This is a genomic window from Ectopseudomonas guguanensis (assembly GCF_900104265.1).
In the GTDB taxonomy this organism is placed as follows: domain Bacteria; phylum Pseudomonadota; class Gammaproteobacteria; order Pseudomonadales; family Pseudomonadaceae; genus Aquipseudomonas; species Aquipseudomonas guguanensis.
Window position 1 is genome coordinate 19,328 of record NZ_FNJJ01000014.1, and the last position, 20,348, is coordinate 39,675.

19 protein-coding genes are annotated in these 20,348 nt (G+C 63.0%); 4 read left to right on the plus strand and 15 right to left on the minus strand.

All coding sequences use genetic code 11. The annotated features are described in order from the left end of the window. Nucleotides 1-5: 5 nt before the first annotated feature. Both ftsH and rlmE read right to left on the minus strand, forming a co-directional pair. The gene (gene ftsH, locus BLS61_RS19065) at nt 6-1,919 is read right to left on the minus strand and encodes an ATP-dependent zinc metalloprotease FtsH (RefSeq protein ID WP_090433515.1); all 1,914 of its coding nucleotides are present in this window, start codon (nt 1,917-1,919) and stop codon (nt 6-8) included. Nucleotides 1,920-2,092: 173 nt separating this feature from the next. Continuing rightward, a complete protein-coding gene (rlmE, locus tag BLS61_RS19070) occupies nt 2,093-2,716 on the minus strand; it encodes a 23S rRNA (uridine(2552)-2'-O)-methyltransferase RlmE (protein WP_003240552.1) in 624 nt (207 codons plus the stop codon). 90 nt (nt 2,717-2,806) lie between these two features. On the opposite strand from rlmE, the gene yhbY reads away from it, so the two are divergent. Then, the gene (gene yhbY, locus BLS61_RS19075; RefSeq protein WP_090433517.1) at nt 2,807-3,118 is read left to right on the plus strand and encodes a ribosome assembly RNA-binding protein YhbY; all 312 of its coding nucleotides are present in this window, start codon (nt 2,807-2,809) and stop codon (nt 3,116-3,118) included. Between the two features lie 110 nt (nt 3,119-3,228). Here the strand turns inward: yhbY and BLS61_RS19080 are convergent, their stop codons facing one another. From BLS61_RS19080 to grpE, 8 genes are all read right to left on the minus strand, one after another. Further along, nucleotides 3,229-3,666, minus strand: coding sequence for a DUF4149 domain-containing protein (locus tag BLS61_RS19080; protein WP_090433519.1), 438 nt, complete (start codon nt 3,664-3,666; stop codon nt 3,229-3,231). Next, nucleotides 3,644-4,120, minus strand: a complete 477-nt coding sequence (gene greA / locus BLS61_RS19085; protein WP_024309422.1) for a transcription elongation factor GreA — start codon at nt 4,118-4,120, stop codon at nt 3,644-3,646. Before greA ends, BLS61_RS19080 begins: the two co-directional genes overlap by 23 nt. Beyond that, nucleotides 4,117-7,338, minus strand: a complete 3,222-nt coding sequence (gene carB / locus BLS61_RS19090) for a carbamoyl-phosphate synthase large subunit (protein ID WP_090433521.1) — start codon at nt 7,336-7,338, stop codon at nt 4,117-4,119. The genes greA and carB overlap by 4 nt, the downstream gene beginning before the upstream one ends. A 30-nt stretch (nt 7,339-7,368) precedes the next feature. Next, nucleotides 7,369-8,517, minus strand: a complete 1,149-nt coding sequence (gene carA, locus BLS61_RS19095) for a glutamine-hydrolyzing carbamoyl-phosphate synthase small subunit (RefSeq protein WP_090433524.1) — start codon at nt 8,515-8,517, stop codon at nt 7,369-7,371. 190 nt (nt 8,518-8,707) lie between these two features. Next, nucleotides 8,708-9,511, minus strand: coding sequence for a 4-hydroxy-tetrahydrodipicolinate reductase (gene dapB / locus BLS61_RS19100; RefSeq protein WP_090433526.1), 804 nt, complete (start codon nt 9,509-9,511; stop codon nt 8,708-8,710). A gap of 77 nt (nt 9,512-9,588) precedes the next feature. After that, nucleotides 9,589-10,716 carry a molecular chaperone DnaJ gene (dnaJ, locus tag BLS61_RS19105; RefSeq protein ID WP_090433527.1) on the minus strand — a complete coding sequence of 376 codons (1,128 nt, stop codon included), beginning with the start codon at nt 10,714-10,716 and terminating at the stop codon, nt 9,589-9,591. A gap of 135 nt (nt 10,717-10,851) precedes the next feature. Beyond that, entirely contained in the window at nt 10,852-12,768 is a 1,917-nt protein-coding gene (gene dnaK / locus BLS61_RS19110) for a molecular chaperone DnaK (RefSeq protein ID WP_090433528.1), read from the minus strand. Nucleotides 12,769-12,867: 99 nt separating this feature from the next. After that, nucleotides 12,868-13,437: a nucleotide exchange factor GrpE gene (gene grpE / locus BLS61_RS19115; RefSeq protein ID WP_024309428.1), complete on the minus strand. Its 570-nt coding sequence runs from the start codon at nt 13,435-13,437 to the stop codon at nt 12,868-12,870. 157 nt (nt 13,438-13,594) lie between these two features. Here grpE and recN point away from each other — a divergent pair, with 157 nt between their 5' ends. Then, nucleotides 13,595-15,271 (plus strand): DNA repair protein RecN, encoded by a 1,677-nt coding sequence (gene recN, locus BLS61_RS19120; RefSeq protein WP_090433530.1) that lies wholly within the window; start codon nt 13,595-13,597, stop codon nt 15,269-15,271. A 233-nt stretch (nt 15,272-15,504) separates the two neighbouring features. Here recN and fur read toward each other — a convergent pair whose 3' ends face one another. After that, nucleotides 15,505-15,909: a ferric iron uptake transcriptional regulator gene (gene fur / locus BLS61_RS19125; RefSeq protein WP_037001567.1), complete on the minus strand. Its 405-nt coding sequence runs from the start codon at nt 15,907-15,909 to the stop codon at nt 15,505-15,507. Nucleotides 15,910-16,003: 94 nt separating this feature from the next. On the opposite strand from fur, the gene BLS61_RS19130 reads away from it, so the two are divergent. After that, nucleotides 16,004-16,522, plus strand: a complete 519-nt coding sequence (locus BLS61_RS19130; protein WP_024309431.1) for an outer membrane protein assembly factor BamE — start codon at nt 16,004-16,006, stop codon at nt 16,520-16,522. 73 nt (nt 16,523-16,595) lie between these two features. Here the strand turns inward: BLS61_RS19130 and BLS61_RS19135 are convergent, their stop codons facing one another. From BLS61_RS19135 to BLS61_RS19145, 3 genes are read right to left on the minus strand one after another with little or no spacing between them, the layout of a single operon-like run. Continuing rightward, complete coding sequence (locus tag BLS61_RS19135; RefSeq protein WP_090433532.1) at nt 16,596-16,916, minus strand: RnfH family protein; 321 nt, start codon at nt 16,914-16,916, stop codon at nt 16,596-16,598. After that, nucleotides 16,909-17,343 carry a type II toxin-antitoxin system RatA family toxin gene (locus tag BLS61_RS19140; protein ID WP_090433534.1) on the minus strand — a complete coding sequence of 145 codons (435 nt, stop codon included), beginning with the start codon at nt 17,341-17,343 and terminating at the stop codon, nt 16,909-16,911. The genes BLS61_RS19135 and BLS61_RS19140 overlap by 8 nt, the downstream gene beginning before the upstream one ends. Beyond that, the gene (locus BLS61_RS19145) at nt 17,344-18,747 is read right to left on the minus strand and encodes a sodium-dependent transporter (RefSeq protein ID WP_090433536.1); all 1,404 of its coding nucleotides are present in this window, start codon (nt 18,745-18,747) and stop codon (nt 17,344-17,346) included. A 126-nt stretch (nt 18,748-18,873) separates the two neighbouring features. On the opposite strand from BLS61_RS19145, the gene smpB reads away from it, so the two are divergent. Then, on the plus strand, nt 18,874-19,356 hold the full coding sequence (gene smpB, locus BLS61_RS19150) for an SsrA-binding protein SmpB (RefSeq protein WP_003240522.1): 483 nt from the start codon (nt 18,874-18,876) through the stop codon (nt 19,354-19,356). Nucleotides 19,357-19,539: 183 nt separating this feature from the next. On the opposite strand, the gene BLS61_RS19155 is transcribed toward smpB, so the two are convergent. Further along, the gene (locus tag BLS61_RS19155) at nt 19,540-20,313 is read right to left on the minus strand and encodes an FCD domain-containing protein (protein ID WP_090433538.1); all 774 of its coding nucleotides are present in this window, start codon (nt 20,311-20,313) and stop codon (nt 19,540-19,542) included. Nucleotides 20,314-20,348: the final 35 nt, after the last annotated feature.

Genomic DNA, 20,348 nt, shown 5'->3' on the forward strand with positions numbered 1-20,348 from the left:
GAACCTTAGTGCTCGGCCGCCGGCCCACCGATGGGCTTCTCGGGACGACTGGTTTCGTCGACCTTGGCCTGCGGTGCCCCTGAGTCGCCACCGCCGTCCCAGCCACGCGGTTCGCGCGGCTCGCGACCGCTCATGATGTCGTCGATCTGCTCGGAATCGATGGTTTCGTACTTCATCAGCGCTTCGGCCATGGCATCGAGCTTGTCGCGGTTCTCCACCAGCAGCTTCTTCGCGGTGGCGTAGCACTCGTCGATGATGCGGCGCACTTCCTCGTCGATCTGCTTGGCGGTTTCGCCGGACACATTGCTGTTCTGGCTACCCATGCTGCGACCGAGGAACACCTCACCCTCTTCTTCGGCGTACATCAGCGGGCCGAGCTTCTCGGACAGCCCCCACTTGGTCACCATGTTCTTGGCCAACTGAGTGGCACGCATGATGTCGTTCGAGGCGCCGGTGGTGACACCGTCGAAGCCCAGGGTCATTTCCTCGGCGATACGGCCACCGAACAGCGAGCAGATCTGGCTGATCAGGGCGCGCTTGCTGAGGCTGTAACGATCCTCTTCCGGCAGGAACATGGTCACGCCCAGGGCACGACCGCGGGGAATGATGGAAACCTTGTAGACCGGATCATGCTCGGGCACCAGGCGACCGACGATGGCGTGGCCCGCCTCGTGGTAAGCGGTGTTGAGCTTCTCCTTGTCGGACATGACCATGGTCTTGCGCTCGGCGCCCATCATGATCTTGTCCTTGGCCAGCTCGAACTCCTTCATTTCCACCAGACGTTTGCCGGCACGAGCGGCGAACAGCGAGGCTTCGTTGACCAGGTTGGCCAGATCGGCACCGGAGAAACCCGGGGTACCGCGCGCGATGACCGCAGGGTTGACGTCGTCACCCATCGGCACCTTGCGCATGTGCACCTTCAGAATCTGTTCGCGACCACGGATATCCGGCAGGCCGACCACCACCTGACGGTCGAAGCGACCGGGACGCAGCAGCGCCGGGTCCAGAACATCCGGACGGTTGGTGGCGGCGATGACGATGATGCCGTCATTCATCTCGAAGCCGTCCATCTCCACCAGCAACTGGTTGAGGGTCTGTTCGCGCTCGTCGTGACCGCCGCCCATGCCGGCGCCACGATGGCGACCGACGGCGTCGATCTCGTCAATGAAGATGATGCACGGTGCGTGCTTCTTGGCCTGGTCGAACATGTCGCGCACGCGGCTGGCACCGACACCGACGAACATCTCGACGAAGTCGGAACCGGAAATGGTAAAGAACGGCACTTTCGCTTCACCAGCCACGGCCTTGGCCAGCAGCGTCTTGCCGGTACCCGGCGAGCCGACCATCAGTACGCCACGTGGGATGCGACCACCCAGACGCTGGAACTTGCCCGGGTCGCGAAGGAATTCCACCAGCTCGCTGACTTCCTCCTTGGCCTCGTCGCAACCGGCGACATCGGCGAAGGTGGTCTTGACCTGGTCTTCGGAGAGCAGGCGCGCCTTGGACTTGCCGAAGCTCATCGGCCCGCCCTTGCCACCGGCACCGCCCTGCATCTGGCGCATGAAGAACATGAACACGGCGATGATCACCAGAATCGGGAAGCTAGCCACCAGCAGCTGGGTCCAGATGCTCTGCTGCTCGGGCTGCTTGCCTTCGATGACCACGTTGTTGTCGATCAGGTCACCGATGAGACCACCGTCCTGAATCGCCGGACGGATGGTCTTGAAGCCTTCGCCGTCGGTGCGCTTGCCGGTGATCACGTAACCATCGACGGTGACGCGCTCGACGCGCCCTTCCTTCACCTGCTCGATGAATTGCGAGTAGCTCAGGGTCTGCGGCTCGCTCGGGCTGGAGAAGTTGTTCATCACGGTAACCAGCACCGCCGCGATGATCAGCCACAGGATCAGATTCTTTGCCATGTCGTTCAATTAGCTACCCTCTGAAGCAGGCCTCGTGGCGAAGCAGGCTTCCCATGACGACCAATGATATACCGACCTAACTTACACCAAACGCCCGCATCCCGCAGGCACCGTCTGTAACCCTTTATGAGGTTTATGCCACTGAGACCGACGCAGCGGACACCAGTTTCAACTCACAAGCCGCGAAAGCCGCGCGCCAACAGATATTGCTCACGCGAGCGATCGCGCGAGGACAGCGGTTTGCGCATCTGCACCTTGTCGAAGCTGTCGCGCACCTGCCTGTGATAGGTATCGAAACCCTCACCCTGGAAAATCTTGATGAGGAAATCGCCGCCGGGGCGCAGCACGCGCCCGGCCAGATCCAGCGCCAGCTCGCACAGATACATGGCGCGCGGCTGATCGGCCGCTCTCACCCCACTCATATTGGGGGCCATATCGGAAATAACAAGGTCGACCGGATTCTCGCCAATGGCCTCGAGAATGCGCGCGAAGACCGCATCGTCGGTGAAGTCGCCCTGGATGAAGGTGACGTCGGGAATGCTGTCCATTTCCAGAATGTCCGAGGCGATCAGTCGCCCCTTGTCGCCAATCACCCGACTGGTGACCTGCGACCAGCCGCCCGGCGCAGCGCCGAGATCGACCACGGTCATACCGGGGCGCAGAATGCGATCCTTCTCCTGAATTTCCAGCAACTTGTAGCTGGCCCGCGAGCGATAGCCGTCCTTCTGCGCCATCTTCACGTAGGGATCGTCGAAATGTTCTTTCAGCCAACGCTGGCTGGTCTTGGAACGTGCCACTGAAACCTCGAACTCAACGGGCCATGAATAACTGCGCGGGCTCGGGTAAGATAGGCGCCGTTTTCCAGACCGAATTAGGTACTAACGATTATGCCGCTCACTCAAGAGCAGAAGAAACAATTCAAATCTATCGGCCACCACCTGAAACCTGTATTGATCGTGGCGGACAACGGTTTGACCGAAGGCGTGCTGGCCGAACTGGACCGCGCCCTGAACGATCATGAACTGATCAAGGTACAGCTGCGTCTCGCCGAACGCGAGGATCGCCAGACTGCCATCGGCGCCCTGTGCGAAGCCGGCCGCGCCGAACTGGTACAGTCGATCGGCAAGGTCGCCCTGCTCTATCGCAAGAACCCCAAGCCCAATCGCAACCTGTCCAACGTGATTCGTTATCAGGGCTGAAGCGGCTACAGGCTACAGGCTACAGGCTACAGGCTACAGGCTATCCACGGTGAGCCCATGACGCTGATGTTCGCAAGCGCTCCTTTTGCTTGAGGCCTGTGGCTTGCAGATCAGGACCGCTCCTTCCCCGGCACGGGCTGCAGCACCAGCAACAGCCCGCAGAAGGCCATCACCAGATAGCTGAAGCGTAGCCAGTACTGGGCCTCGGGCCATTGGTGCAGCGTCACGAAGTAACTCAGGGCCATGACCGCAACGGTCAGCAGCAACTGCCCACGCATATCCCGCAACAGACTCGAAAGCCCGTCACTGCGCAGCAGGGCAAAGGCCTGCAGCGCCACGCACACGGCCGTGAGGCCAACCAGCAGCGGCACCAGGCGCTCGGCTATCTCCTGCACCAGCAAGGGTGCCAGGCCCGTCTGGCCGATGGCTGGCAGAATGACGAACTGCAACAACCACAAGCCGCCGACCCAAAGGGTCTGGGCCAACTGCCAACTGACGGCAGCGGCCCGCGACGGCTGTTGTGGCTTAGATGTGGCGAACTTCGACAATCTCGTACTCGACCAGGCCACTGGGAGTCTGCACGCCGACCACGTCACCCTCGCTCTTGCCCACCAGGGCACGGGCGATGGGCGAGCCGACGGAGATCTTGCCCTGCTTGATGTCGGCTTCGTCTTCGCCAACGATCTGGTAGGTCACGCTTTCGTCGGTTTCGACGTTGGCGATTTCCACCGTGGTACCAAAGATCACCTTGCCGGTGTGCTCGATAGTGGTGACGTCGATGATCACCGCGTTCTGCAGGCGACCTTCGATATCACGCACACGCGCCTCGACCATGCCCTGCTCTTCACGCGCGGCATGGTATTCGGCGTTTTCCTTGAGGTCGCCCAGTTCGCGAGCCTCGGCGATCGCCTGGCTCAGTGCGGGACGACGCACCTTGGTCAGGTGCGCCAGCTCTTCTTCCAGGGCGCGAGCGCCCTGGACGGTCATGGGGTACTTGTTCATGCCTTGATTCCTGCATGCAGATCCTGCAGCCGGCGCACGGTCTTCTCGGGACCGAACTTGAGCGCCTCACAGACCGCCTGCCCCGCCGCGATGGTGGTGGTGCAGTAGATCTTGTGCTGCAGGGCGTTACGACGGATCGAGTAGGAGTCAGCGATGGACTGACGCCCCTCGGTGGTATTGATGATCAGGGTGACTTCGTCGTTCTTGATCATGTCGACCACGTGCGGACGACCTTCGGTCACCTTGTTCACGCGGCGCACCGGCAGACCGGCGGCCTCGATCACCTTGGCGGTGCCGGCGGTGGCGACCACTTCGAAGCCCAGGCTGACCAGATCGCGCGCAACCTGAACGGCCTCGGCCTTGTCGTCCTCACGCACGCTGATGAAGGCGCAACCGGAATTCGGCAGAATCTCGCTGGCACCCAGCTGGGCCTTGGCGAAGGCTTCGCCGAAGCTGTCGCCGACGCCCATGACTTCACCGGTGGACTTCATCTCCGGGCCGAGGATCGGGTCGACGCCCGGGAACTTGGCGAAGGGGAACACCGCTTCCTTGACGCTGAAGAACGGCGGGATGATTTCCTGGGTGTAGCCGACTTCGGCCAGGGTCTTGCCGGCCATGACACGCGCCGCCACCTTGGCCAGCGACTCGCCGACGCACTTGGAGACGAACGGCACGGTACGCGAGGCGCGCGGATTCACTTCGATGACGTAGATGTCCTCGCCCTGCACGGCCATCTGCACGTTCATCAGGCCGACCACGCCGAGCTCCAGGGCCATCTTCTTGACCTGCTCGCGAATCTCGTCCTGGATGTGCGCCGGCAGCGAGTAAGGCGGCAGTGAGCAGGCGGAGTCACCGGAGTGCACGCCGGCCTGTTCGATGTGCTGCATGATCGCACCGATCACCACGGTCTCGCCGTCGCTGACCGCATCCACGTCCACCTCGATGGCGCAGTTGAGGAAGCGATCCAGCAGTACCGGGCTGTCGTTGGACACCTTCACCGCTTCGCGCATGTAGCGCTTGAGCTCTTCTTCCTGGTAGACGATTTCCATCGCCCGGCCGCCCAGTACGTAGGACGGACGCACCACCATCGGGTAGCCGATGCCCTTGGACAGAGCCAGGGCTTCGTCCTCGCTGCGTGCAGTGGCGTTGGCCGGCTGACGCAGGTTCAGGCGCTGCACCATCTGCTGGAAGCGCTCGCGGTCTTCGGCACGGTCGATGGCCTCGGGGCTGGTGCCGATGATCGGCACGCCGGCTTCTTCCAGCGCGCGGCAGATCTTCAGCGGAGTCTGGCCGCCGTACTGCACGATCACGCCCTTGGGCTGCTCGACGCGGACGATTTCCAGCACGTCTTCCAGGGTCACCGGCTCGAAGTACAGGCGGTCGGAGGTGTCGTAGTCGGTGGAGACGGTTTCCGGGTTGCAGTTGACCATGATGGTCTCGAAACCGTCTTCACGCATGGCCAGCGCGGCGTGTACGCAGCAGTAGTCGAACTCGATGCCCTGGCCGATACGGTTGGGGCCGCCGCCGAGGATCATGATCTTGTCGCGGCTCGACGGGTTGGCCTCGCACTCTTCCTCGTAGGTCGAGTACATGTAGGCGGTGTCGGTGGCGAACTCGGCGGCGCAGGTGTCCACGCGCTTGTACACCGGCAGCACTTTCAGCTTGTGGCGGTGCGCGCGCAGGCTCTTCTCGGAAACGCCCAGCAGCTTGGCCAGGCGCGCATCGGAGAAGCCCTTGCGCTTGAGCTTGAACATCAGGTCGTAATCGATGGCGGACAGGCCGAGGGTCTTGACCTTCTCCTCGTCCTTGACCAGATCCTCGATCTGCACCAGGAACCACTCGTCGATGCGGGTCAGCTCGAACACTTCGGCGACGGTCTTGCCGGCACGGAAGGCATCGGCCACGTACCAGATGCGGTCGGCACTGGGCACGGTCAGCTCGCGGCGCAGGGTGCTTTCGGCTTCCGGATCGTTCAGGTCGAGCTTCGGATCGAAACCGGCGACGCCGACTTCCAGACCGCGCAGGGCTTTCTGCACCGACTCCTGGAAGGTACGGCCGATGGCCATGACTTCACCCACGGACTTCATCTGGGTGGTCAGACGGGCGTCGGCCTTGGGGAACTTCTCGAAGGCGAAGCGCGGAACCTTGGTCACCACGTAGTCGATGGCTGGCTCGAAGGACGCCGGAGTGCGGCCGCCGGTGATGTCGTTGGACAGCTCATCGAGGGTGTAACCGACGGCCAGCTTGGCGGCGATCTTGGCGATGGGGAAGCCGGTGGCCTTGGAGGCCAGCGCCGAGCTGCGCGACACGCGCGGATTCATCTCGATCACCACCATGCGCCCGGTGTTCGGGCAGATGCCGAACTGCACGTTGGAGCCGCCGGTTTCCACGCCGATCTCACGCAGCACCGCCAGGGAGGCGTTGCGCATGATCTGGTATTCCTTGTCGGTCAGGGTCTGCGCCGGGGCCACGGTGATCGAGTCGCCGGTGTGCACGCCCATCGGGTCGAAGTTCTCGATGGAGCAGACGATGATGCAGTTGTCCTTCTTGTCGCGGACCACCTCCATCTCGTATTCCTTCCAGCCGATCAGCGATTCGTCGATCAGCAGCTCGTTGGTCGGCGACAGGTCCAGACCGCGGGCGCAGATTTCCTCGAACTCCTCACGGTTGTAGGCGATGCCGCCGCCGGTGCCGCCCATGGTGAAGCTGGGGCGGATGATGCAGGGGAAACCCACCATCTCCAGCACGCCGTAGGCTTCTTCCATGCTGTGGGCGATGCCCGAACGCGGGCAGGCCAGGCCGATGTCCTTCATGGCCTTGTCGAAGCGCGAGCGGTCTTCGGCCTTGTCGATGGTGTCGGCGTTGGCACCGATCATCTCGACGCCGAACTTTTCCAGCACGCCGTGGCGCTCCAGATCCAGGGCGCAGTTCAGCGCGGTCTGGCCGCCCATGGTCGGCAGCAGCGCGTCCGGGCGCTCCTTCTCGATGATCTTGGCCACGGTGGCCCACTTGATCGGCTCGATGTAGGTGGCGTCGGCCATGGCCGGGTCGGTCATGATGGTGGCCGGGTTGGAGTTCACCAGGATGACGCGGAAACCTTCTTCCTTCAGCGCCTTGCAGGCCTGGGCGCCGGAGTAGTCGAACTCGCAGGCCTGGCCGATGACGATGGGGCCGGCGCCGAGGATCAGGATGCTTTTGATATCTGTACGTTTTGGCATGGTCTTCTCGAATTCTCTGCTCGGCGGGGCTTAGCGGCGTTTGGCCATTTCATTGATGAAACGGTCGAACAGCGGGGCAACGTCGTGCGGGCCTGGGCTGGCTTCGGGGTGACCCTGGAAGCTGAAGGCGGCCTTGTCGGTACGTTCGATACCCTGCAGGGTGCCATCGAACAGCGACTTGTGGATCGGCCGCAGGTTGCTCGGCAGGCTGCCTTCATCCACGGCGAAACCGTGGTTCTGACTGGTGATCATCACCACGCCGGTATCCAGGTCCTGCACCGGGTGGTTGGCGCCGTGGTGGCCGTGGCCCATCTTCAGGGTCCTGGCGCCGGAGGCCAGGGCCAGCAGTTGGTGGCCGAGGCAGATGCCGAACACCGGAATCTCGGTTTCCAGGATTTCCTTGATCGCCTCGATCGCGTAGTCGCACGGCTCGGGGTCGCCAGGGCCGTTGGAGAGAAACACGCCATCGGGATTCAGCGCCAGCACGTCCTTGGCCGGCGTCTGCGCCGGCACCACGGTCAGGCGGCAACCACGGGCGACCAGCATGCGCAGGATGTTCAGCTTCACGCCGTAGTCATAGGCAACCACGTGATACGGCAGGTCAGCCGCGGCAATTTCCGGATGGCTGTCGCTTTCCAGGCTCCACACGCTGGAGCGCCACTCGTAAGACTTGTCGCAGGTGACTTCCTTGGCCAGGTCCATACCCTTGAGGCCCGGGAAACTGCGCGCCAGTTCCAGCGCCTTCTCTTCGGTGGCGTCGTCACCGACCAGGATGCAGCCATTCTGCGAGCCCTTCTCGCGCAGGATGCGGGTCAGGCGGCGGGTATCGATACCGGCGATGGCGACGGTGCCGTTCGCTTTCAGGTACTCGTCCAGCGGTTGCTTGTCGCGCCAGTTGCTGGAGATCAGCGGCAGGTCGCGAATGATCAGGCCAGCAGCCCAGACGCGATTGGACTCGGCATCCTCCGGCGTGGTACCGGTGTTGCCGATGTGCGGGTAAGTCAGGGTGACGATCTGCTGGGCATAGGACGGATCGGTAAGGATTTCCTGATAGCCGGTCATGGCGGTGTTGAACACCACCTCTCCGATCGTCTGGCCATCGGCCCCGATGGAATCGCCGCGAAAAATGCTGCCGTCAGCAAGGGCCAAAATGGCAGGTTTGGGGGCTGGCTTAGTCAAGAAGACCTCCGTCTCGATCAAGGCTTGAAGCAAACGCAGGTTGTAAAAAAGCGGGATGACGTGTGAAGGTCATCCCGCTTTTTTATTTGAGCCATTCTGCGTAACTTTTAGTGGACACACTAAAACAGGAAGCTTACAGGAAAACCCTTTTTCGGTCCACCCGATAAGACGCCTCAGTCACACATTCGCCTCAGCGCAGACCCAGCACGTCCTGCATGTCGTACAGGGCAGGCGAACGCTGCTGCAGCCACAGCGCCGAGCGCACCGCGCCCTTGGCGAAGGTCATGCGGCTGGAGGCCTTGTGGGTAATCTCCACACGCTCGCCGTCGGCGGCGAACAGCACGGTGTGATCTCCCACCACGTCGCCGGCACGCACGGTGGCGAAACCGATGGTCTCGCGCTCGCGCGCCCCGGTCTGACCTTCGCGGCCATACACGGCGACCTTCTGCAGATCACGTCCCAGCGCATCGGCGACCACTTCACCCATGCGCAGCGCGGTGCCGGACGGCGCATCGACCTTGTGCCGGTGATGCGCTTCGATGATCTCGATATCCACGTCATCGCCCAGCACGCGGGCGGCGGTATCCAGCAGTTTCAGGCACAGGTTGACGCCGACGCTGAAGTTGGCGGCGAAGACGATCGGGATCTGCTTGGCCGCTTCGCTCAGCTGCTGCTTTTCTTCCACGGTAAAACCGGTGGTGCCGATCACCATGGCCTTGCCGGCGGCGCGGCAGACTTCCAGGTTCTTCAGCGTCACCGACGGATGGGTGAAATCGATCAGCACGTCGAAATCATCGACCACCGCCGCCAGATCACCCGCCAGGGTCACGCCGATCTTGCCCAGGCCGACCAGTTCACCGGCATCGGCGCCGATCAGGCTGCTTTCGGCGCGATCGATGGCCGCGCTGAGCGTTGCGCCCTCGGCCTGGCTCACGGCCTCGATCAGGGTCTTGCCCATGCGCCCGGCGGCGCCCATCACTGCAATACGTTGCATAAAATCAGCTCCAGGCTGCAGGCCTCAGGCCGCAGGCGAAAGGCTTGAAGCCTGCCACCTGCCGCCTGCAGCCGTGGTTATACGTCACCAAAGAAGCGCTTCACGCCTTCGAACCAGCCACTGGCCTTGGGCGAGTGGGAGTCGTCGCCCTGCAGCGACTTGCGGAACTCCTCGAGCAGCTCGCGCTGACGCTTGGTCAGGTTGACCGGCGTTTCCACCGCCACCCGACACATCAGATCGCCCGCCGCGCCGCCACGCACCGGCGCCACACCCTTGCCGCGCAGGCGGAACAGCTTGCCGGTCTGGGTGCCTTCGGGGATCTTCAGCTTGACCCGGCCATCGAGGGTCGGCACTTCCAGCTCGCCGCCCAGCGCCGCATCGGCGAAGCTGATCGGCACTTCGCAGTACAGATGCTTGCCGTCACGCTGGAAGATCGCATGCTCACGGACGTTGACCACCACGTAGAGGTCACCGGCCGGGCCGCCATGGGTACCGGCCTCGCCCTCGCCGGACAGACGAATACGGTCACCGGTATCGACGCCCGGCGGCACCTTGACCGACAGGGTCTTGCTCTCTTCCACCCGTCCCTGACCGTGGCAGCTGCCGCAGGGGTCGGTGATCATCTTGCCGCTGCCGTGGCAGCGCGGGCAGGTCTGCTGCACGGAGAAGAAGCCCTGTTGCATGCGCACCTGGCCGATGCCGCCACAGGTGGTACAGGTCACTGGGCTGGTGCCCTTCTTGGCGCCGCTGCCATCGCAGGTCTTGCAACCGACCAGGGTCGGCACGCGAATGGTCACGGTGGTGCCGCGCACCGCTTCTTCCAGGTCCAGCTCCAGGGTGTAGCGCAGGTCACTGCCACGCTGGGCACCGCCACGCGAGCCGCCACGACCACCGCCGAAGAAGTCGCTGAACACGTCGCCGAAGATGTCGGAGAAGTTGGCACCGCCGAAACCGGCGCCACCGCCGCCGCCCATCTGCGGATCGACACCGGCATGGCCGTACTGATCGTAGGCTGAACGCTTGCTGGCGTCGGAGAGCACTTCGTAGGCCTCGTTGGCCTCCTTGAATTTCTCTTCGGCGCCCTTGTCATCCGGATTGCGATCCGGGTGGTACTTCATCGCCAGGCGTCGATAGGCCTTCTTCAGCTCGGCCTCGCTGGCGCCGCGCTCGACCCCCAGGACCTCGTAATAGTCACGTTTTGCCATAGTTGTGCTGCACTCTCAGATTCGTGAGCTCCAGATACGCCGACGCGGGAGAAGGCTCCCGCGCGGCGAATCCTGCCCGTCGCGAGCGACGGTGGAGCGTAAAGAAGAGGCGGCCCGCTTGCCGGGCCGAGCCCCTTACTTGTTCTCCTTGACCTCTTCGAACTCAGCGTCGACCACGTCGTCACCGGCATCCTTGGCATCGCCGGCGTCAGCCTGCGCGGCCCCACCTTGCGGCTGCTCGGCGTACATCTTCTGCGCCAGCGGCGTGGTAGCTTCGGACAGCGCGTTCATCTTGGCTTCGATGGCCGCCTTGTCGTCTCCCTTGATCGCCACTTCCAGCTCGCCAATGGCTTTCTCGATGGCGGCCTTCTCGTCAGCAGTAGCCTTGTCGCCCGCCTCGGTGAGCATCTTGCGGGTGGCATGCACCAGCTGATCGCCCTGATTGCGCGCGGTGGCCAGCTCTTCGAACTTGCGGTCTTCCTCGGCGTTGGCCTCGGCGTCACGCACCATTTGCTCGATCTCTTCCTCGGACAGACCGGAGTTGGCCTTGATCACGATGGACTGCTGCTTGCCCGTGGCCTTGTCCTTGGCGGACACGTGCAGGATGCCGTTGGCGTCGATATCGAAGGTCACCTCGATCTGCGGCACGCCACGCGGAGCCGGCGGAATCTCGGCCAGGTCGAACTTGCCGAGGGACTTGTTCTGCGCAGCCTGCTTACGCTCGCCCTGCAGCACGTGAATGGTCACGGCGCTCTGGTTGTCGTCGGCAGTGGAGAACACCTGCGACTTCTTGGTCGGTATGGTGGTGTTCTTCTCGATCAGCGCAGTCATCACGCCACCCATGGTTTCGATACCCAGGGTCAGCGGGGAGACGTCCAGCAGCAGCACGTCCTTGACGTCACCAGCCAGTACCGCGCCCTGAATGGCAGCGCCCATGGCCACGGCTTCGTCCGGGTTGACGTCCTTGCGCGGCTCCTTGCCGAAGAACTCGGCAACGGTCTTCTGCACCAGCGGCATGCGAGTCTGGCCGCCGACCAGGATCACGTCGTCGATCTTGCTGACGTCGATACCGGCGTCCTTCAGCGCGATGCGGCACGGCTCGATGGTGCGCTGCACCAGGTCCTCGACCAGCGACTCGAGCTTGGAACGGGAGATCTTCACGTTCAGGTGCTTCGGACCGGTGGCGTCTGCAGTGATGTACGGCAGGTTGACGTCGGTCTGCTGGCTCGAGGACAGCTCGATCTTGGCCTTCTCGGCAGCTTCCTTCAGGCGCTGCATGGCCAGCGGGTCGCCCTTGAGGTTCATGCCGGTTTCTTTCTTGAACTCGTCGACGAGGTAGTCGATCAGGCGAATGTCGAAGTCCTCACCACCGAGGAAGGTGTCACCGTTGGTGGCCAGCACTTCGAACTGGTGCTCGCCGTCGACTTCGGCGATCTCGATCACCGACACGTCGAAGGTACCGCCACCCAGGTCGTAGACGATCACGGTGTGGTCGCCCTTGGCCTTGTCCATGCCATAGGCCAGCGCAGCCGCGGTCGGCTCGTTGATGATGCGCTTGACGTCCAAACCGGCGATGCGACCGGCATCCTTGGTAGCCTGGCGCTGGCTGTCGTTGAAGTAGGCCGGAACGGTGATCACCGCCTCGGTCACCGGCTCGCCCAGGTAGTCCTCGGCGGTCTTCTTCATCTTCTTCAGCACTTCGGCGCTGATCTGCGGCGGCGCCATCTTCTGGCCGTTCACTTCGACCCAGGCGTCACCATTGTCGGCCTTGGTGATCTTGTACGGCACCAGGCCGATGTCCTTTTGCACCACGTCCTCGTCGAAACGACGACCGATCAGGCGCTTGACCGCGTACAGGGTGTTGTGTGGATTGGTCACGGCCTGGCGCTTGGCCGACTGGCCAACCAGAATTTCGCCGTCGCCTGCATAAGCGATGATGGACGGCGTGGTGCGAGCGCCTTCGGCGTTCTCCAGCACCTTGACGTTACCGTTTTCCAGAATGGAGACGCAGGAGTTGGTGGTCCCCAGGTCGATACCGATGATTTTGCCCATGAAAATTCTCCCGAAACTTTGATTTTTCCGTCGCCTCGTTTCACAGGCGCCGGTAGCACTAAAACGCTTGACTCAGAAATGGGGTCGCCCCCGAAAATTTCAAGCCTGCTCGTCGATGGACGGCGGCGGGGTGGTCGGCGCCTTGCTGACCACGACCATGGCCGGGCGCAGCAGACGACCGTTGAGCAGATAGCCCTTCTGGAACACCTTGAGCACCGAGTTCGGCTCGACGTGGGTGCTCTCCTCCATCGCCATGGCCTGGTGATGCTCCGGATTGAACGGCTCACCATGCGGCTCGATCGCTTCAAGCTGATGGCGCGCCAGGGTGTCGAGGAACAGTTTGAGGGTCAGTTGCATGCCCTCGCGCACGCCCTTGATGGCTTCGTCGTCCGGGCTGGACAGCTCCAGCCCACGCTCCAGGCTGTCGACTACCGGCAGCAGGTCGTTGGCGAATTTCTCCAGGGCGAACTTGTGCGCCTTCTCCACGTCCTGCTCGGCGCGACGGCGCACGTTCTGCAGCTCGGCCGCTACGCGCAGCGACTGATCCTGCGCCGCAGCCAGCTGCTCTTCCAGGGCCTGTACGCGAGCCGCCAGGTCGTCGCTCGGCGCGGCGTTCTCGGCCGCCTGAGTCTCGGGGTTCTGCGTATCCAGGTTCTGTTCGTCAGCCATGCCTATCTCCTCTCCAATGAATCGGCGCGGGTCCGGCCCGCGCACCTGCCGCGTATATGGAGCCAATTCCCCAGCTTTCAAGGGGCGATAGGGAGGATTGCCAGGAAAAGAAAAAACACTGTATAAATAACCAGACATCAACTCGGGAGCGTTCGCCATGCTGGTGCACCTGTCCATTCACAACTACGCCATCGTCGACCATCTGGACCTCGAGCTGGACGCCGGCATGAGCGCCATCAGCGGCGAGACCGGTGCCGGCAAGTCGATCATGCTCGACGCCCTCGGCCTGTGCCTGGGCGATCGCGCCGACAGCGGCGTGGTGCGTCCCGGTGCGGACAAGGCGGACATTCTCGCCAGCTTCGACCTGACGGACATTCCCGAGGCCCGCGCCTGGCTCGCCGAGCGCGACCTGGACAGCGATGGCCCGTGCATCCTGCGCCGGGTGATCACAGCCGAAGGCCGCTCGCGCGGCTATATCAATGGCAGCCCCTGCCCGCAGGCCGACCTCAAGGCCATTGGCGAGCTGATCATCGATATCCACAGCCAGCACGAGCACCAGTCGCTGCTCAAGACCGACACCCACCGCCGCCTGCTCGACGAGTACGCCGGCAGCCAGGAACTGGCGCGCCAGGTGCAGCTGGCCGCGCAGCGCTGGAAGCAGACGCGCAACGAGCTGGAGCGCATCTCCAGCCAGGGTGACGAACAGCGCGCCCGCCACCAGTTGCTCAGCTATCAGCTTGAAGAGCTGGAAAATCTGGCGCTGGGAGACAACGAACTGGAACAGCTGGAACAGGAACACAAGGCACTGAGCAATGCCGAGGCGCTGCTCGGCGCCTGCCGCCAGGTGCTGGATCTGTGCAGCGAAAGCGATGCCGGCAATGTGCTGTCGGCACTGACCGCCAGCCTCAACCGTCTCGGTGCGTTCGGCGGCCAGGGCGGCGCGCTGGGAGAGGCGAGCAACCTGCTGGCCAGCGCACAGATTCAGGTGGAAGAAGCCGTCGGCGAGCTGAACCGCTTCGTCGATCACTTCGACGCCGACCCACAGCGCCAGCAGTTTCTCGAAGAACGCCTGGACACCATCTATACCCTGGCGCGCAAGCACCGCATCCAGCCCGGCGAACTGGCCGCCCTGCAGCAACAACTGTTCGAGGAGCTGGAAAACCTCAACGCCGACGATGAAGCAGGCGAACGCCTGGCCGAAGAGCTGGCGGCCTACGCGCGTCACTATCAGGAAAAGGCCGCCGAACTCAGCAAGCTGCGCGGCAATGCTGCCGAACGCCTGGCGGCTGCGGTGGAGCGGGAGATGCAGGCACTGGGCATGCCGGGCGGTCGCTTCAGCATCCAGCTGCAGGCAATCAACAGCGAAGAGCCGCATGCCAATGGCCTGGAAAGCGTGGAGTTCATGGTCAGCGCCAACCCCGGCCAGCCGCTGCGCGGCCTGGCCAAAGTGGCCTCCGGTGGTGAACTGTCGCGTATCAGCCTGGCGATTCAGGTGATCACCGCGCAGACCTCGCGCGTACCGACCCTGGTATTCGACGAGGTGGACGTCGGCATCGGCGGCCCGACCGCCGAAGTGGTCGGCCAGCTGCTGCGCCGTCTCGGTGAACGTGGCCAGGTGCTGTGCGTTACCCACCTGCCGCAGGTAGCCGCCCAGGGCCACCAGCACCTGTTCGTGCACAAGCGACGCGGCGAAGATGCCACGTCCACGGCGGTGAGCAAGCTGGATGAAAGCGGCCGCGTCGAGGAGATCGCACGCATGCTCGGCGGCGTCGATCTGACCGAGGAATCTCTGGCTCACGCCCGCAAGATGGTAACCAACGCGCAGGCAGCCTAGGGTCTGTGGCGCAGATGGAATCCGAGGCCATTTTGACTGCGCCCCAACCAATGCGTAGACCTTGTAGGAGCGAGCTCTGCTCGCGAACGGAGTTGAGGTTGCAAGCTTCGCGAGCAGAGCTCGCTCCTGCAAATCGGTACATAGCCTAGATGCAAGTCCGCCCCGGATTGCGCCCGGGCTACGGCAATAAAAAAAGCGACCCGAGGGTCGCTTTTTTCATGACTGCAGAAGCATCAGCTCTTCTTGCGTACGTACAGCACCAGATTGTGGTCGACCAGCTCGAAACCGTGCTCACGCACGATTTCCTTCTGGCGCTTCTCGATCTCGGCATCGAAGAACTCGATCACTTCGCCGGAATCGACACAGACCATATGATCGTGATGGCCGCTGTCGGCCAACTCGAACACGGCATGACCGCCATCGAAGTTGTGACGCACCACCAAGCCGGCGGCCTCGAACTGGGTCAGCACACGATAGACGGTGGCCAGGCCGACGTCCTCGCCCGCCTCCATCAGCGCCTTGTAGACATCCTCCGCGCTCATGTGGCGGTGCTCGGCGTTATCGAGCATCTGCAGGATTTTGACTCGTGGCAGAGTCACCTTCAGTCCAGCTTTGCGCAGTTCGTTATTTTCAACCATGGTCTGCTTTCTCATGGATGCTGCTTCGCAGCACCCTTCAATACGGGTATGATCCGGGGTTCAAGTTGCCCAAGATAGTGGAAGTCACCCTCCGATGCAAAAAACCAAGCTCTTGCTGACCAGCCTGTCGCTGACCGGGCTCTTCGCACTCGCCGGTTGTTCATTCCCCGGGGTTTACAAGATCGACATTCAACAGGGCAATGTCGTCACACAGGACATGATAGACCAGCTGCGCCCTGGAATGACCCGACGCCAAGTGCGGTTTATCATGGGCAACCCGCTGATCACCGACACCTTCCACGCCGATCGCTGGGATTATCTGTACAGCATCCAGCCAGGCGGCGGCCAGCGTTTTCAGGAGCGCGTGAGCCTGGTGTTCGACGGCAACGATCAACTGGTCGGCCTGGCCGGCGACTTCATGCCTGGTGTCAGCCGTGACCAGGCGATCATGGGTGAAAGCGGCGACACCAGCAGCGCGCAGCCGCAAGCCAAGCCGCAGGAAGATACCCCGCCGGCACCCGGCTCGCTGCTGGAGCAGATCCAGCGCGAAGTGGATCAGGTCGAGACCGTCCCGGTTCCGACACCCGAGCCGCTGGACACCGATCCGCAGTAACAAGCGGACACGAAAAGCCCGGATCGCTCCGGGCTTTTTCGTATCTGTGCCCTGCCGAGCAACCTCGCGGAAGTCAGGCTGACTCCTCACCCTCTTCCCGCGCTTTTGCTTTAGCCGCACGCTGCTTACGTACTTCCTTCGGATCGGCAATCAGCGGCCGATAGATCTCGACGCGCTCACCCTCCTCCAGCACGCGCTCTTCCGGCTTGCTTACCGCCTTGCCGAAAATACCCAGCGGCGCCTGCTTCAGGTCCAGCTCGGGAAAGAACTGCTGCATGCCGGAGCGCAACGCCGCCTCACGCACCGTGGTGCCGACCGGCACCGACAGACGCAGCAGCTTCTGCCGCTCGGCAAGGGCGTAGACCACTTCGATGGCGATGCTCGGCTTATCCATACAGCTGCTTGGCTCGTTGGCAGAAGGCGTCGACCATGGTGTTGGCCGCCTGGTTGAACAGCGGGCCCAGCGTGGCACGCACCAGCGGGCCGGCATAGTCGAAGGTCAGGTCCAGGCTGATCTTGCAAGCCTTGTCGCCCAACGCCTTGAATTCCCAGACGCCGTTGAGACTGGTGAACGGCCCTTCCTGCAGGTTCATCTCGATGCGTTGCCCGGGCAGCAGCGCGTTGCGTGTAACGAAGCGCTGACCGATACCACCCTTGGCCACTTCGAGGCTGGCCAGCATGTGCGTCTCGCTGACCTCCAGCACCTCGCTGGCGCTGCACCAGGGCAGAAACTGCGGGTAGCTGGCCACATCATTGACGAGGTCAAACAGCGCCTGCGCCGGGTAAGGCAGCAACGCCGAGCGCTGGATTCGAGTAGTCATTTACTTGCTCAGCTCCGCGATGAATACGATCAGCACGCCGATCGGCGCCACGACGCGAATCAGCCAGAGAGCCAGATTGAACAGCAGCGGGCTTCTGATCGCCAGCTCTTCACGCACGGCGTCGCGACTCAGCACCCAGCCGGCGAACAAGGCGAAGGACAGGCCGCCAAGCGGCAACAGAATGCGGCTGGTGAGGTAATCGATGCTGTCGAAGAAGGTCTTGCCACCCTCTGCGCCCCACTGCAGCAGGTGGAAGCCGTCCTCGGCGAAGACGAAGAACTTGGCCTCGGCCCAGAGGTTGAACGACAGTACCGTGCCCATCCCGATCAACCAGCAGAACAGCGCCAGTACTGCAGTCACCTTGACCCGACTGCCCCCGGTCTTCTCGACAAAGTAGGCCACGGCCGGCTCCAGCATGGAGATCGACGAGCTCCAGGCGGCCACCGCCACCAGCACGAAGAACACCAGCCCCATGACCTGGCCGAAGGCGATGTTGCCGAAGGCGATCGGCAGGGTGACGAACATCAGGCCGGGGCCACCGCCCGGCTCCAGGCCGGCGGCGAAGACGATGGGGAACAGGGCCATACCGGCGGTCAGCGCCACCAGGGTATCGAGCAGGCCGACGGTGAGCACGGTGGCGCCAATCGAGGCTTTCTTCGGCATGTAGGCGCCGTAGACCATGATCGAGCCGACGCCGACACTGAGGGTGAAGAAGGCGTGGCCCATGGCGGCGAGAATGCCGTCCTGCACCTTGCTCGGATCGAAATGGAAGAGGAAATCGAAGCCTTCGCGGAAATGCCCGGTGGTGAAGCTGTAGCCCAGCAGTACCAGCAGCAGCACGAACAGCAGCGGCATCATGATACGCAGACTGCGCTCCAGCCCGGCGACCACACCCTTGGCGATGACGAAAGCGGTGACCAGCATGAACAGGCTGTGCCACAGGGTCAGTCGCCAGGGATCGGACGTCAGCCCGCCGAAGGCCGCACCGGCGCCATCGGCGCTGATGCCGGTGAAGTCGCCACGCCCCATGCCGAGGATGTAATCCAGCGACCAACCGGCCACCACGCTGTAGAAGGACAGGATCAACAGTGCAGCGACCATGCCCATCAGTGCCGCCAGCGACCAATGCCTGGAGGCACCGGTTTCAATGGCCAGGCTCTTCATCGCGTTGACCGGGCTCTGCCGGCCGCGCCGGCCGATCAGGGTTTCCGCCAGCATGATCGGCACGCCGACCAGGGCGATGCAGAACAGGTACATCACGACGAACGCACCGCCACCGTAGACGCCCGTCATGTAGGGGAACTTCCAGATATTGCCGAGGCCGACGGCCGAGCCGGTGGCAGCCAGAATGAACACCCAGCGACTGGCCCAGGCACCGTGAATTGAAATTTTGTCGCTCGCCATCGCGGCCAAGACCCCATACTGCGGGAAAAAAGATCGCGCATTGTCGGAGATTAGCGGCATGGGCTCAAGTTTGACGCGGTAAGCCCCATGGCGCAGGCGTGGGCGACTCCCTATAATGCGCGCCCTATGGCTAAGCAAAAGAAACATCCTCAAGGCACCATCGCGCTGAACAAGAAGGCGCTGCACGATTACTTCGTCGAACAGAAGTTCGAGGCGGGCGTCGCCCTGGCCGGCTGGGAAGTGAAAAGCCTGCGCGCCGGCAAGGCGCAGCTGGTCGACAGCTACGTGCTGCTCAAGGACGACGAGGCCTGGCTGATGGGGGCGCATATCACCCCACTGAAAACCGCCAGCACTCACGTCATCGCCGACCCCATCCGTACGCGCAAGCTGCTGCTGCACAAACGCGAGCTGGACAAGCTGTTCGGCGCCGTGCAGCAGAAGGGCTACACCTGCGTGGCCCTGTCGCTGTACTGGAAGCAGCACCTGGTCAAATGCGAGATCGCCCTGGCCAAGGGCAAGAAGGATTTCGACAAGCGTCACGTCGAGAAGGAGCGCGACGCCAACCGCGAAGTCCAGCGCGCCATGCGCAGCAAGGGCAAGGACGACTGAGCGCAGCGGCCAGCCTCAGCTGCGAACCTTGGGAAAAGGCCGAGACGAAGGACGGAGCGGTGCGCACGGCGCACCCTACGGCCCGGCCGCTGCCTCCCGTAGGGTGCGCCATGCGCACCAATATTCCTTTGCGTCACAACCGGCTTAGCGCAATGAAGGCCAACAGCGGTGCGCGCGGCCTACCTACGGCCTGACCGCTCCGCGGCGCTGCGCCCGCTCCACCCGCCGCGCCTCCAACTGCACTTCCGAAAGCACTTCCTGCACATAATCGATGTGCTGGTTGGACAGATTTCGCGCGTCTTCGGCGCGCCCTTCGATGATCGCTTCGTACAGCGCGCGGTGCTGACCGATCAGCATGTCACGGGTCTCTTCGCGCTGGGCATACATGCCACCGATGTTGGTCACCACGTTGCGCTTGAGCAGGTCGAACAGGCCACGGATGGTGTGCAACAGCACGGCGTTGTGGCTGGCCTCGGCAATCGCCAGGTGGAAACGCGCATCGGCGGCGCCTTCCTCGGCGCGGGTCACCTTGCCGGCCCGCGCATAGCAGTCCTGCAACGCCTCGAACGCCTCGGTCAGGCGCTGCCGGTCGATTTCGGTCGCCCGTCGGGCCGCGTAGTAGGCGCAGGAACCCTCCAGCGTATGGCGAAACTCCAGCAGATCGCGCTGGGCATCCTCCTTGTTCTCCAGCAGCTGCAGCAAAGGGTCGCTGAAGGTCGAGCCAAGCGATTCGGCCACATAATTGCCACCGCCCTGACGGCTGACCAGGAGCCCCTTGGCCACCAGTTTCTGGATCGCTTCACGCAGGGAGGGTCGGGAAACGCCGAATTGCTCTGCCAGCGCACGCTCGGCAGGCAGCCTCTCACCGGCACGCAAGGTGCCCTCGAGAATCATGGTTTCCAGTTGCGCGACGATGTCGTCCGAAAGACGCCGCTGCCGCACCAGACCTACTTCCATCACCCACTTCTCCACTGGTTTGACCAGGCCAAAAG

What these genes read in the sequence shown, in the direction of transcription:
- BLS61_RS19130 (WP_024309431.1), top strand. Translation starts at nt 16,004, where the DNA reads ATGCAAAAAACCAAGCTCTTGCTGACCAGCCTGTCGCTGACCGGGCTC.
- dnaJ (WP_090433527.1), bottom strand. Translation starts at nt 10,716, where the DNA reads ATGGCAAAACGTGACTATTACGAGGTCCTGGGGGTCGAGCGCGGCGCC.
- recN (WP_090433530.1), top strand. Translation starts at nt 13,595, where the DNA reads ATGCTGGTGCACCTGTCCATTCACAACTACGCCATCGTCGACCATCTG.
- carB (WP_090433521.1), bottom strand. Translation starts at nt 7,338, where the DNA reads ATGCCAAAACGTACAGATATCAAAAGCATCCTGATCCTCGGCGCCGGC.
- ftsH (WP_090433515.1), bottom strand. Translation starts at nt 1,919, where the DNA reads ATGGCAAAGAATCTGATCCTGTGGCTGATCATCGCGGCGGTGCTGGTT.
- smpB (WP_003240522.1), top strand. Translation starts at nt 18,874, where the DNA reads ATGGCTAAGCAAAAGAAACATCCTCAAGGCACCATCGCGCTGAACAAG.
- BLS61_RS19155 (WP_090433538.1), bottom strand. Translation starts at nt 20,313, where the DNA reads ATGGAAGTAGGTCTGGTGCGGCAGCGGCGTCTTTCGGACGACATCGTC.
- BLS61_RS19145 (WP_090433536.1), bottom strand. Translation starts at nt 18,747, where the DNA reads ATGGCGAGCGACAAAATTTCAATTCACGGTGCCTGGGCCAGTCGCTGG.
- greA (WP_024309422.1), bottom strand. Translation starts at nt 4,120, where the DNA reads ATGAACAAGTACCCCATGACCGTCCAGGGCGCTCGCGCCCTGGAAGAA.
- dnaK (WP_090433528.1), bottom strand. Translation starts at nt 12,768, where the DNA reads ATGGGCAAAATCATCGGTATCGACCTGGGGACCACCAACTCCTGCGTC.
- grpE (WP_024309428.1), bottom strand. Translation starts at nt 13,437, where the DNA reads ATGGCTGACGAACAGAACCTGGATACGCAGAACCCCGAGACTCAGGCG.
- dapB (WP_090433526.1), bottom strand. Translation starts at nt 9,511, where the DNA reads ATGCAACGTATTGCAGTGATGGGCGCCGCCGGGCGCATGGGCAAGACC.
- BLS61_RS19140 (WP_090433534.1), bottom strand. Translation starts at nt 17,343, where the DNA reads ATGACTACTCGAATCCAGCGCTCGGCGTTGCTGCCTTACCCGGCGCAG.
- BLS61_RS19135 (WP_090433532.1), bottom strand. Translation starts at nt 16,916, where the DNA reads ATGGATAAGCCGAGCATCGCCATCGAAGTGGTCTACGCCCTTGCCGAG.
- yhbY (WP_090433517.1), top strand. Translation starts at nt 2,807, where the DNA reads ATGCCGCTCACTCAAGAGCAGAAGAAACAATTCAAATCTATCGGCCAC.
- fur (WP_037001567.1), bottom strand. Translation starts at nt 15,909, where the DNA reads ATGGTTGAAAATAACGAACTGCGCAAAGCTGGACTGAAGGTGACTCTG.